The organism is Streptomyces sp. NPDC042002, from assembly GCF_055588305.1.
In genome coordinates, this window is the sequence record NZ_JBVJCT010000029.1 from 58,124 (window position 1) to 70,407 (window position 12,284).

The following is a 12,284-nucleotide window of genomic DNA, read 5'->3' on the forward strand; positions in this document are numbered from 1 at the left end:
CGGCCCACAGGACCCACGTCACATACGAAGCGGTTTCGTAGGGCGAATGCCATGGCATGGACGCGTCATCATGCCCTCTGACCTGGGGTTTGAGAGCCACGTCACATGACGGACTTTAACCTCGGATGCGACCAGGACTAGTAAAAGGGGTCATTGCGAACGGCCTCCGATCCTGTTTGTCTGGAGCAGTCGCCAGGCGCCACGAGCCCACACGGGCCGCGGCGCCGACGTACGCCGCCCCTTCCACACACCACGTGGTCACGGCGTACGAGCGACTCCATGTCCCCTAAGAAACAGGTTCTCTGTGTCCGTCTCTGTCATCCGCCGCATCGTCTCCTCCCCGAAGAAGGCCCTCGCCGGTACCGCCGTGGCCGCTGCCACCGCCGGTATGGTCCTGGTCGCGGCGCCCGCCCAGGCCGCCACGCCGACCGCCGCCTCCTCCGCGAAGTCGATCGCCCACGCGATGATTCCGGACGCCTCGCAGTTCAACGCCTTCAGCAAGATCGTCGAGCACGAGAGCGGCTGGAACATCAGCGCCACGAACTCCTCGTCCGGCGCGTACGGCCTGGTCCAGGCTCTGCCCGGTTCCAAGATGGCCTCCGCCGGTTCCGACTGGAAGACCAACCCCAAGACGCAGATCAAGTGGGGTCTGGACTACATGAACTCCCGCTACGGCAGCCCGGCCGGCGCGTGGAACTTCTGGCAGGCCAACGGCTGGTACTGATCCAGCCCCGGAGCCTCACAGCACGCGCGAGGCGGCACCCCGTTCCCGGGGCTGCCGCCTTCGTCGTACCCGGACTCGTCCGTCCCCTCCGGAGGGGCTCCGCGAACGCCGGAGGGGCCGAATGTCACCAACGCCGCGAGCGCGAGGGTTCCCGTGGTGGACTGGCCTCCATGACCACGCAGACGGAGACGCCGTACGACCCTGAGTCACGAGGCCTGCGGCTGACACCCGCGCTGCTGTCGCTGACCGTGGTCAGCGGACTCATCGACGCGGTGAGCTACCTGGGCCTGGGCCACGTCTTCACGGCGAACATGACCGGCAACGTAGTGGTGCTCGGCTTCGCGGCGGCTGGAGCACCCGGCTTCTCCGTACCGCACACGCTCACCTCGCTGTGTTGCTTCCTGGTGGGCGCGGTGGCCGGCGGACGGATCGCCGTGCGGTTCGGCAACGGCTCGCGCCGCACCTGGGCCCGCGGCACGTTCGCCGCCGAGGCGGTCCTGACAGGCGCCTGCGCGGCGGTCGCCTTCGCCGCCCCGGACGCCACCGCCACGGCGTACACCCTGATCGCCGTCACGGCCTTCGCGATGGGTCTGCGCAACGCGACGGTACGCAAGCTCGGCGTCGCCGACCTCACGACCACCGTCCTGACGATGACCCTCACGGGCCTGGCCGCCGACTCCCGCCTCGGCGGCGGCGCGGGCCACAACTCCCCGCGCCGCGTCGGCTCCGTGTTCGCGATGCTGGCGGGCGCCCTGCTCGGCGCGTGGCTGGTCCTGCACCACGGCCTGGGCTTCCCGCTGCTGATCGCGGCGATCGTGCCGGCGGTCCTGGCGGCGACGGCCTCCGGCCGGGAGTGAAGCGTCCCCCCGGAGGCACCCGCCGCAACCGGACCCACCCCGCCGGCACCCGTCGCACGGCCGCCGAACGCCACCTAAAGCCGCTGGATGATCGTCCCGGTCGCCAGCCCCCCGCCCGCGCACATCGTGATCAACGCGAACTCCTTGTCCGCGCGCTCCAGTTCGTGCAGCGCCGTGGTGATGAGCCGGGCCCCCGTGGCCCCCACGGGATGCCCGAGCGCGATCCCGCCGCCGTTCACGTTCACCTTCTCCAGGTCCTGTCCGAAGACCTGCGCCCAGCTCAACACCACCGACGCGAAAGCCTCGTTGATCTCGACGAGGTCGATGTCCTTCAGGGACATCCCGGCCTTGCCGAGCACGGCCCGGGTGGCGTCGATCGGGCCGTCCAGGTGGAAGTGCGGATCGGAGCCCACCAGCGCCTGGGCCACGATCCGCGCCCGGGGCCGCAGCTTCAGCGCCCGCGCCATCCGCTTGGACGCCCACAGGATGGCGGACGCGCCGTCGGAGATCTGGGAGGAGTTGCCGGCCGTGTGAACGGCCGTCGGCATCACGGGCTTCAGCTTCGCCAGCGCCTCCATGGACGTGTCGCGCAGCCCCTCGTCCCGGTCGACGAGCCGCCACATGCCCTGCCCGGCCCGCTGCTCGTCCTCGGTGGTGGGCACCTGCACGGCGAACGTCTCGCGCTTGAACCGCTCCTCGGACCAGGCGGTGGCGGCCCGTTCCTGCGAGATGAGGCCGAGGGAGTCGACGTTCTCGCGCGTCAGTCCACGGTGGCGCGCGATCCGCTCGGCCGCCTCGAACTGGTTCGGCAGATCGACGTTCCACTCGTCGGGGAACGGCTTGCCCGGGCCGTGCTTGGACCCCGAGCCGAGCGGCACCCGCGACATCGCCTCGACACCGCAGCTGATCCCGACGTCGATGACACCCGCCGCGATCATGTTGGCGGTCATGTGCGAGGCCTGCTGCGAGGAGCCGCACTGGCAGTCGACCGTCGTCGCCGCCGTCTCGTAGGGCAGTCCCATGGTCAGCCAGGCCGTGCGCGCGGGGTTCATCGACTGCTCGCCGGCATGGGTCACCGTGCCGCCGACGATCTGCTCGACGCAGTCGGCGGGGATGCCGGTGCGGCCGAGGAGTTCACGGTAGGTCTCGCCCAGGAGATAGGCGGGATGCAGATTGGCGAGCGCGCCGGCGCGCTTGCCGATGGGGGTCCGTACGGCTTCGACGATCACGGGTTCCGCGGCCATGGGGGCTCGTCCTCTCCTCAGGCCTGCCCGGCGGCCAGGCCCAGCTGACCCGCGCAGCGCGGGGCGTCCCGGCCCACCCACCGCGCAGAACTAGAACGCGTACCAGTTCTGCGTGCAGTTTGCTGAGCGAACCCCCCGCGCCGCAAGGGTCCTGCAGCTCCCGAAGTCGTGATCTGTACGAATCCCGCACGCGATTGGGGGGCCCGCACCTCTTGCCTCTTGTAGAACCCGTTACTACCTTCACGGCGATTCCATGTTCCTGATGGACCGTCAGAAGCATTCGCGGGGACGGCCGTCACCACCGCAGGCACCACCGTAGGCGCGAGACCTGGAGTTGCCGATGCCCTGTCCAGCGCTGCCCGACGGGTTCGATTTCACCGACCCCGACGTACTGCACCACCGCGTGCCCCTCCCGGAGTTCGCCGAGCTGCGCCGGGCCGAACCGGTCCACTGGATCCCGCAACAGCACGGTGTCGCGGGCTTCGGGGACGACGGCTACTGGGCCGTCACCCGGCACGCGGACGTCAAGTACGTCTCGACGCACCCCGAACTGTTCTCCTCGTTCCTCAACACGGCCGTCATCCGCTTCAACGAGCACATCCAGCGCGAGCAGATCGAGGTCCAGCGGCTCATCATGCTCAACATGGACCCGCCCGAGCACACCCGGGTCCGCCAGATCGTGCAGCGCGGCTTCACCCCGCGCGCCATCCGCTCCCTGGAGGACGCGCTGCGCTCCCGGGCCGGTTCGATCGTCGCGAACGCGCTCGCGCAGGCCGGCCCCGACGGCGCCTTCGACTTCGTCACCCAGGTCGCCTGCGAACTGCCGCTCCAGGCCATAGCCGAGCTCATCGGCGTCCCGCAGGAGGACCGCGTCAAGATCTTCGACTGGTCCAACAAGATGGTGGCGTACGACGATCCGGAGTACGCGATCACCGAGGAGATCGGCGCCGAGTCGGCCACCGAACTCATCTCGTACGCGATGAACATGGCCGCCGACCGCAAGCAGTGCCCGGCGAAGGACATCGTCAGCACGCTGGTGGCGGCCGAGGACGAGGGGAACCTCGCCTCCGACGAATTCGGCTTCTTCGTCCTGCTGTTGGCGGTCGCCGGCAACGAGACGACCCGCAACGCCATCACGCACGGGATGCACGCCCTGCTCACCCACCCCGGCCAGTGGGACCTCTACAAGCGGGAGCGGCCGAAGACCACCGCCGAGGAGATCGTCCGCTGGGCGACCCCCGTCGTCGCCTTCCAGCGCACCGCGACCCAGGACACCGAACTGGGCGGACAGCGGATCAGGAAGGGCGACCGCGTCGGCATCTTCTACTCCTCCGCCAACAACGACCCCGAGGTGTTCGAGAGCCCCGAGGTGTTCGACATCGCCCGTGACCCCAACCCGCACCTCGGCTTCGGCGGCGGAGGTCCGCACTTCTGCCTCGGCAAGTCCCTGGCCACCCTGGAGATCGACCTGATCTTCAACGCCATCGCCGACGCGATGCCGAACCTGCGGCTCGTCGGCGACCCGCGCCGCCTCCGCTCCGCCTGGCTGAACGGCGTCAAGGAACTCCAGGTCAGTCACGTGTAACGGGCGCCCGCACTCGGGCCGGCGACCTCCCGGCACCGCCGGCCCGTCCCGGGGGAGGCAGGGGCTTTCCCCCGCGCCCGCCCCTGCCTCCCCGAGACCCGCGGCCACCCACGCCCCCCGCCCACACGCCTGAGCCGGGCGCGTACCGGATCAGTCAGGCGCGCGGCCCACCGCCGGGACCGGCTCCTCCGTGCCGGCCTCGACCGGTTTCATCGGCGTCCAGGGCCGCGGGCCCTGGAGGAGATGGGTCAGACCGAAGCCCGCGGCCACCACGGCCGCGCCGCCGACCGCGTCCAGGACCCAGTGGTTGCCGGTCGCCACGATCGCGGAGACCGTGAAGAGCGGGTGCAACAGGCCCAGCGCCTTCATCCACCACCTGGGCGCCAGCATCACGATGACGACCCCGCACCACAGGGACCAGCCGAAGTGCAGCGAGGGCATCGCCGCGTACTGGTTGGTCATCGCGGTCAGTGCGCCGTAGTCCGGCTTGGAGAAGTCCTGCACGCCGTGCACGGTGTCGACGACACCGAGGCCCGGCATCAGGCGCGGCGGGGCCAGCGGGTAGAGCCAGAAGCCGACGAGGGCGAGCAGGGTGGCGAAGCCGAGGGCGGAGCGGGCCCAGCGGTAGTCGGCGGGGCGGCGGACGTAGAGCACGCCGAGGATGGTGAGCGGGACGCCGAAGTGGAACGACTGGTAGTAGAAGTCGAAGAAGTCCCGCAGGAAGGGGACCTTCACCACCGCGTGGTTGACCCCGCGCTCGATGTCGAGGCGCAGGAACCGCTCGACGGCGAGGATCTGGTCGCCGTGGTGTTCGGCGGTGGGCCGGCCGTCCGCGTTGGAACCGCCCGTCACGGCGAGGCGTACGGAGGCGTAGGCGGAGTAGCCGACGCGGATCAGGAGCAGTTCGAGGAGCAGGTTGGGGCGGGTGAGGACCCGGCCGAGGAACGGGAGCACCGGCACCCGCTTCCACCGGGCGGGGACGGGCGCCGCGTGACCGGTGGGGATCGGGGCCCGGTAGAACTCCGAGGTGCGGGACAGGAACGGTACGACGGTGGCGGCGGCCAGCGCGGCGATCAGCACCACGTTGTCGCGCAGCGGCTCGAGCAGAGGCTTGTCCGGCAGCATCGTCCTGGCGGGCAGGGTCATGACGAGGACGACGGCGACAGGCCACACATAGCGGTCCGAGGCCTTTCGCCCCACCCGGCCGGCAAGCGCCAGCAGCACCCACAGCAGCTGGTACTGCCAGGTGGTGGGCGAGACGGCGACGGCCACGCAGCCGGTCATCGCCACGGCGAGCAGCAGCTGCCCGTCGCGCGCGTAGCGCACCGCGCGACGGAGGCCGACGACGGCGACGGCCGCGCCGAGCCCCAGGAACAGGGCGATCTCCAGCGGCCCGGTGAGGCCGAACCGCAGCAGCGCGCCGTGCAGGGACTGGTTGGCGAGGTCGTCGGCGTCCTTGCCGAGGCCGACGCCCGCCAGGTGGTGCACCCAGTACGTGTTCGAGTCGCGCGGCATCGCGGCCCAGGCGACCGCGGTGAGGGCGGCGAAGGTGGCCGCGGTCGAGGTGGTGGCGCGGCGGCGCCCGGTGAACCAGAGCAGCGGCGCGAAGAGCAGCACGGTCGGCTGGAGGGCCGCCGCGAGCCCGACGAGGACCCCGCAGGCGCGCTCCCCGCGGACGGCGAAGCAGCCGAGCAGGACGAGCAGTACCGGGATGACGCTGGTCTGGCCGAGGTAGAGGGCGTTGCGTACGGGGAGCGACAGCATCAGCAGGCTGATGGCGACGGGCGCAGCGAGCAGCGACGTACGCCTGCTCACGGGCTGCGGCAGGGCGCGTGCGGCGACCAGACCGAGCGCGACCACGAGCAGCAGGGTGCCGAAGGTCCAGCCCCAGCCGAGGCCCTGTTCCGCCGCCCGGGTGAGGGGTTTGAGGACGAGTCCGCCGAACGGGGTACCGGTGAACCGCGTCGAGTCGTACAGCGAGCCCTTCACATGCAGTACGCCGTTGGGGCCGACCCAGGTCTCCAGATCCGTCAGCCGGTCCGCCTTGGGCGTACTGAGGACGACGGCGACCTGTCGTACGGCCAGTATCGCGGCGACGGCCCAGAGCCCGACGCGAAGCGCGCGCAGCCGTGCTCGCGCCGTCTCCGCCGCCCCCACGAAGGCATTGCCCGCTGGTCCGCCGCGCTCCGCGTTCGCCACGCCCCGTCAGCCCTCCCGCCCCATTGGTTCCTTTGCTTCCCGGGTGTCCCACACATCCCATACGTCAGTCCATATCAGGACCCTACGAGGTGCGACCGCCCCCGTCGAGGGACGCAGGAAACCCCCGCTTCACCTGACGTACGTCTCCCTTTTGTCCGAATGACGATAGTCGGGGAAGGGCCCGGTTCCCCTCCGGCCTCGCGACATAGATCACAAATGACCCTCCGAAGGGACGGTCTCGGTCACCTCGTCGCGCCTGCGTACGCGGCCTTTACGTGCGCTGCGTCGCGGGTCGCACACCGCACGCGACGTGGACGAACGGCCTTAAGGTCGCTTTTCGGTCCGCCCCGGGGCGAGCCGCCGGTCCGCCTCCGGGCAACCGCCGGTGCGTCCCCGAGCGGGCCACCGGTCCGCCTCCGGGCGGACCCGTCCTTGTCCCCGGCGAAAGGAAGGCCCTTGCCCACCGCGACCCCGACAGCTTCCGCGGCATCCGTCACGACCCCCGCACGACCGGCCTCCCCCGAGGTCACCGTCACCGACCCCGCCCTGGTCAAGCGCGCCGTGAAGGCGGCGGCGCTCGGCAACGCGATGGAATGGTTCGACTTCGGTGTATACAGCTACATCGCGGTGACCCTGGGCAAGGTCTTCTTCCCCTCGGGCAACCCGACCGCCCAGCTGCTCTCGACCTTCGGCGCCTTCGCCGCGGCCTTCCTCGTCCGCCCGCTCGGCGGCATGGTCTTCGGCCCGCTCGGCGACCGGATCGGCCGCCAGAAGGTCCTCGCGATCACCATGATCATGATGGCGACGGGCACCTTCGCGATCGGACTGATCCCGTCGTACGCCACGATCGGCGTCGGCGCCCCGATCCTGCTGCTCGCGGCCCGTCTGGTGCAGGGCTTCTCGACGGGCGGCGAGTACGCGGGCGCCTCGACCTTCATCGCCGAGTACGCGCCCGACAAGCGGCGCGGCTTCTTCGGCAGCTGGCTGGAGTTCGGCACGCTGGCCGGATACATCGGCGGCGCGGGTCTGGTGACCCTCATGACCGCCCTGCTGTCCACCGACGACCTGCTGTCCTGGGGCTGGCGCGTCCCGTTCCTGATCGCGGGCCCGATGGGCGTCATCGGCCTCTACCTGCGGATGCGGCTCGAGGAGACCCCGGCGTTCGCCGCGGAGATCGAGAAGTCCGAGGCCGACCGCCCCAAGGTGCCGCTGCGCGAGATGATCACCGGCCAGTGGCGCACCCTGCTGCTCTGCGTGGGCCTGGTGCTGGTCTTCAACGTGACCGACTACATGCTGCTGTCCTACATGCCGAGCTACCTGACCAGCGAACTCGAGTACGACGAGACGCACGGGCTGCTCGTGGTGCTCGGCGTGATGGCGCTGATGATGATCGTGCAGCCCTTCGCGGGCGCCCTGACCGACCGGATCGGCCGCCGCCCGGTGATCGCCGCGGGCTGCGCGGGCTTCCTCGCCCTGTCCGTCCCGGCGCTGCTGCTGATCCGCCAGGGCAGTCTGCTCGCCGTCGCGCTCGGCATGGGAGCCCTCGGCCTGCTGCTGGTCTGCTTCACCGCCGCGATGCCCGCCGCGCTCCCGGCGCTCTTCCCGACCCGGGTCCGCTACGGCTCGCTGTCCATCGGCTTCAACATCTCCGTCTCGCTCTTCGGCGGCACGACCCCGCTGGTGGTCACGGCCCTCATCGGAGCGACCGGGAACATGATGATGCCCGCGTACTACATGATGGCGGCGGCCGTGATCGGCGGTGTGGCCGTCTGGTTCATGACGGAGTCGGCGGGCCGGCCGCTGCCGGGTTCCGCGCCCGCCGTGGAACCCCCCGCCGCTGACGTCACCCCCTCGTCGCCGCCCGCGCACCACTGACGTCGCACCTCTCGCGGCGCCCGGCCGCCGCCGACGTCGCACCTCTCGCGGCGCCCGGCCGCCGCTGGCACCAGAGGCCTCCGGAGCCCGCCCGCCACCGACGCCAAGGGCCTCCGGAGCCCGCCGGCCGCAGGCCACGCGCGCACGAGGTCACGCGACCCCCACGCCTCGCCGACACCACACGTCCCCCGGCGCCCGCCCGTGCCCGCCCTCGAACCGGGCCGGCCGCGCCGGGGACCCGCCGGGCCCGCGGGTCCCGAAACCTGCTGGCACACGCGGGCGCCGACGGTTAGGTTCGTCTCCGGAAGTCCTTAGCGCATCTAACTAGGCATATGAAAGGCCCGGTGCATGAGCGAGTCGCAGCTCTGGAACGACGTCGACGACCACTTCACCACCTTGCTGGCCCCCGCCGACGAGGTCCTGACCGCCGCGCTGCGCGACAGCGACGCGGCCGGACTGCCGCCCATCAGCGTCGCGCCGAACCAGGGCAAGCTGCTCCAGCTGCTCGCCCAGATCCAGGGCGCCCGCCGCATCCTGGAGATCGGCACGCTCGGCGGCTACAGCACGATCTGGCTGGGCCGCGCCCTGCCCGCCGACGGGCGGCTCATCACCCTCGAGTACGACCCCCGGCACGCCGAGGTCGCGCGCGCCAACCTCGCGCGGGCCGGCCTCGACAAGATCGCCGAGGTGCGGGTGGGCCCCGCGCTCGAGTCCCTGCCGAAGCTGGCGGACGAGAACCCCGAGCCGTTCGACTTCGTCTTCGTCGACGCGGACAAGGTGAACAACGCCCACTACATCGAGTGGGCGGTCCGGCTCACCCGGCCCGGCAGCGTGATCGTCCTCGACAACGTCGTGCGCGGCGGAGCGGTCACCGACGGGGCGAGCACCGACCCGAGCGTGCGGGGCACCCGGGCCGCGCTCGAACTGATCGCCTCCCACCCGAAGTTGAACGGCACGGCGGTGCAGACAGTGGGCACCAAGGGCTACGACGGGTTCGCGCTGGCACGCGTACAGGCCTGATCACCCGGTCCGCCGCACCGGTCGTCTGCCCGCCGGTGACGCACGGGCCCAGAGGGAACCGCCGGGTAGGACGGATGCCCGGCCGGAGGATCACGGCCCGGGCCGGGCCCGCTCCTCCGGCCGGGTGTCCGGCGCTCCCGCCGCCCCCGTGAACGATGGCGCGAGCGCCTGTTCGGGTGTGAGGCCGAAGCCCAGGTCGGTGCCGTAGACCGCCATGGCGAGGGCCTGGAACATCGGGGGAGGCGTGATGGCGTTGGGGTTCTTGGTCGACACCACCTCGATCGCCGTCCGAAGCCTGGGCGAGTACATGGTGGTGGACTCGTAGCCGGCGAAACTGCCTTCTCCGCCGATGAACCCGCCGGACTCGACGAATCCCAGTCCGTACCGCCACTTACCGGGTCCGTTGTAGTTCCCCGCGAAGACGAAGGGGATCGGGTCCTTGGTCGCCTCGGCCCAGACCTCCGGCTTGAGCAGCGCGCCGGTCGCCAGGGCTCGGGACCAGACCCGCATGTCCGACAGTGTCGAGACCATGCTCCCGTGCGCCCAGAGGCACGACGCCGGAATGGCCGTCGCGTCATCGGAAGCGGTGGGTGCCTGGGTGGGGCCCACATCGCCCAGCCCGTACCCGTGGGTGAAGGGCTTGCTGAGGCCGTTCCCCGACGTCGGGAACAGGGTGCGATGGAGTCCGAGCGGTCGGGCGATGCGCTGCTGGACCGCGGTGCTCAGATCCTGGCCGCCGGCCAGCTCCACGACCCGGCCGAGCAGGTTGTAACCGTAGTTGCTGTACGACCACTTGGTACCGGGAGGCGCGACCGGGGGAAACTTCGCCTCGGCCCTGAGGAGCTCCGCGACGGTGCAGCCGGTGGGGATCTTCGCCTGGACAGTGGGCGACGTGAAACCGTCCGCGAGGCCGCTGGTGTGGTTGAGGAGCTGCCGGATCGTGATCCGGTCCCCGTTGGGCACACCCGCCACCCACTTGGAGATGTGGTCGTCGAGGGCGACCTTCCCCTCCCCCACCAGTTGCAGGACGAGGTTGGCCGTGAACGTCTTGGTCTGGCTCGCGATCTTGAACTGCATGTCGGTTCGGAGAGGCGCCTTGGTCGCGAGGTCGGCGACGCCGGTGGCACTGACGAAGGTCCCCTTCGGGCTCCAGATGCCGACCAGGACCCCCGGGGTGCGGTTCGTGTCCTGGAACCGGCGGACGATCTGTTCGACCTTCGCTTCGGTCGGCGCGTCGAGAGTGGCACTGTCGCTGCTGCTCGCCACCGGGATGTCGCCTTGCGACCCGCATGCCGACACCGCCAGGACGCCGACCAGGGCCAGAGCGCCGAGCAGACGTCCTTTGCACCGACCCATTGGTTCACGGCTCCCGTGTGTCGACGTCTCCAGCCTCGACAAGCGAGAACGCTGGCCTTCAGCCAGCGTCGACCGGGGGGCGGACGGGCGCATCCCGGCCACGCCCATCGGAGTGGCGAACTCCCCGCCGGGGGCACCGATGGTGCGGCGCGGAGCGCGTGGCCGACCGGGTGGAGCCCGCTGTTCCCCGGGCTCCACCACCCCGCCGGCACTCCCGCAGCGCACCGGTAGCCCTCACACGCCCCGTCCCCGGCCTCACCGGGCGATACGCCTAGGCCTCGTGGTAGAAGCCCACGTTCACCGTGTGAGGGCTGGTGCGGTCCTGGATGACGAGTTCACCGGCGCCGCCCGCGGGGAGTCTGGCCGTCCCGCCGTACGGAAGCGGCTGGGCCGGCAGCCCCGCCAGGATCAGCCGGACCTCCGAGGACGGATCCGCGTGGGAGCCCCGGAGCCAGGTGACCTGCCAGGAGCCGTCCGGGCCGCACAGGAACTCCAGGTGGACCCGGGACACGAACAGCCAGTCGTCGGGGGTCGCGAGACGGCACACGGCCCGGTCCCTGCCCACCCGAAGCATGGCTCCGGGGTCGCTCGGCGCGTCGGCCATCTGCATCCCGGCCGTCGCACCGGCGTCCGCTCCGGACACCGAGGCCATGGTGAGTTCGAGCACGCGCGCTCCTTCGTGAGCTGCTGGTCCAATTGTGCTGACGCGGAACGTGGTTGCCCCGTCGCCGCCGCATGATAATTCGACCTTTCCCGTCACCGTGTGACCTCCGGCACAATGGACTCATGACCGAACGCAAGCCACCCGGTGTCAGCTTCGAGTCCTGGGTCGACAAACAGATCCGCGAGGCGGAGGCCCGCGGCGAGTTCACGGAACTCCCCGGCGCGGGCAAGCCGCTGCCGGAGGTCACCGACACCCCGTACGACGAACTCTGGTGGATCAAGCGGAAGATGGCCCGCGAGGGGCTGTCGGTCCTGCCGCCCACACTGGCTCTGCGCAAGGAGGCGGAGGACGCCCTCGTGGCGGCCGCCGCGGCTCCTTCGGAGCGGGTGGTGCGGCGGATCCTCGAGGACGTCAACGCCAAGATCCGCGAGGTCATGTTCAAGCCGCCGCCGGGCCCTCCCCTCGGGCTCAAGCCGTACGACGTGGAGAAGTTCGTACGGGAGTGGCACGCGGCCCGCGAGGACCCGGCCCCCGCCGGCGAGCAACCCGAGGGGCGGAAAGGCACCGGAGCCGCGTGAGGCCGCAAAGGACGGCGGGAGTCCCGGGCGGAGTCCGGCGAGAACCCGCGGCACGATGAACCGCGGGGGGGGGGGGGGGGGGGGGGGGGGAGGAGGGAGGGGGCGCGAGGGGGGGGGGGGGGGGGAAAAGCGGGGGGGGGGCGTGTGGGGGGGGGGGGGGGGGGGGGGGGGGCTGAGGCGTG

At 71.1% G+C, this 12,284-nt stretch carries 10 protein-coding genes; 6 read left to right on the forward strand and 4 right to left on the reverse strand.

Translation table 11 applies throughout. The features are described 5' to 3' along the window. Nucleotides 1-304 precede the first annotated feature (304 nt). Together ACZ6KY_RS31205 and ACZ6KY_RS31210 are read left to right on the forward strand one after the other, a co-directional pair. On the forward strand, nucleotides 305-724 hold the full coding sequence (locus ACZ6KY_RS31205; protein ID WP_469313610.1) for an aggregation-promoting factor C-terminal-like domain-containing protein: 420 nt from the start codon (nucleotides 305-307) through the stop codon (nucleotides 722-724). Nucleotides 725-894: 170 nt separating this feature from the next. Beyond that, entirely contained in the window at nucleotides 895-1,581 is a 687-nt protein-coding gene (locus ACZ6KY_RS31210; RefSeq protein WP_469313611.1) for a YoaK family protein, read from the forward strand. A 74-nt stretch (nucleotides 1,582-1,655) separates the two neighbouring features. On the opposite strand, the gene ACZ6KY_RS31215 is transcribed toward ACZ6KY_RS31210, so the two are convergent. Beyond that, nucleotides 1,656-2,825: a steroid 3-ketoacyl-CoA thiolase gene (locus ACZ6KY_RS31215; RefSeq protein WP_469313612.1), complete on the reverse strand. Its 1,170-nt coding sequence runs from the start codon at nucleotides 2,823-2,825 to the stop codon at nucleotides 1,656-1,658. 340 nt (nucleotides 2,826-3,165) lie between these two features. On the opposite strand from ACZ6KY_RS31215, the gene ACZ6KY_RS31220 reads away from it, so the two are divergent. Beyond that, a complete protein-coding gene (locus ACZ6KY_RS31220) occupies nucleotides 3,166-4,410 on the forward strand; it encodes a cytochrome P450 (RefSeq protein WP_469313613.1) in 1,245 nt (414 codons plus the stop codon). A gap of 150 nt (nucleotides 4,411-4,560) precedes the next feature. Here the strand turns inward: ACZ6KY_RS31220 and ACZ6KY_RS31225 are convergent, their stop codons facing one another. Further along, nucleotides 4,561-6,609 carry a bifunctional glycosyltransferase 87/phosphatase PAP2 family protein gene (locus ACZ6KY_RS31225; protein WP_469313614.1) on the reverse strand — a complete coding sequence of 683 codons (2,049 nt, stop codon included), beginning with the start codon at nucleotides 6,607-6,609 and terminating at the stop codon, nucleotides 4,561-4,563. Nucleotides 6,610-7,065: 456 nt separating this feature from the next. On the opposite strand from ACZ6KY_RS31225, the gene proP reads away from it, so the two are divergent. Together proP and ACZ6KY_RS31235 are read left to right on the forward strand one after the other, a co-directional pair. Beyond that, nucleotides 7,066-8,484, forward strand: coding sequence for a glycine betaine/L-proline transporter ProP (gene proP, locus ACZ6KY_RS31230; RefSeq protein ID WP_469313615.1), 1,419 nt, complete (start codon nucleotides 7,066-7,068; stop codon nucleotides 8,482-8,484). Nucleotides 8,485-8,832: 348 nt separating this feature from the next. Beyond that, the gene (locus ACZ6KY_RS31235) at nucleotides 8,833-9,504 is read left to right on the forward strand and encodes an O-methyltransferase (protein ID WP_469313616.1); all 672 of its coding nucleotides are present in this window, start codon (nucleotides 8,833-8,835) and stop codon (nucleotides 9,502-9,504) included. 90 nt (nucleotides 9,505-9,594) lie between these two features. On the opposite strand, the gene ACZ6KY_RS31240 is transcribed toward ACZ6KY_RS31235, so the two are convergent. Together ACZ6KY_RS31240 and ACZ6KY_RS31245 are read right to left on the reverse strand one after the other, a co-directional pair. Further along, complete coding sequence (locus tag ACZ6KY_RS31240) at nucleotides 9,595-10,860, reverse strand: serine hydrolase domain-containing protein (RefSeq protein ID WP_469313617.1); 1,266 nt, start codon at nucleotides 10,858-10,860, stop codon at nucleotides 9,595-9,597. Nucleotides 10,861-11,131: 271 nt separating this feature from the next. Then, entirely contained in the window at nucleotides 11,132-11,527 is a 396-nt protein-coding gene (locus ACZ6KY_RS31245; RefSeq protein ID WP_469313618.1) for a hypothetical protein, read from the reverse strand. A 119-nt stretch (nucleotides 11,528-11,646) separates the two neighbouring features. Here ACZ6KY_RS31245 and ACZ6KY_RS31250 point away from each other — a divergent pair, with 119 nt between their 5' ends. Next, on the forward strand, nucleotides 11,647-12,102 hold the full coding sequence (locus ACZ6KY_RS31250) for a DnaJ family domain-containing protein (protein ID WP_469313619.1): 456 nt from the start codon (nucleotides 11,647-11,649) through the stop codon (nucleotides 12,100-12,102). Nucleotides 12,103-12,284 lie beyond the last annotated feature (182 nt).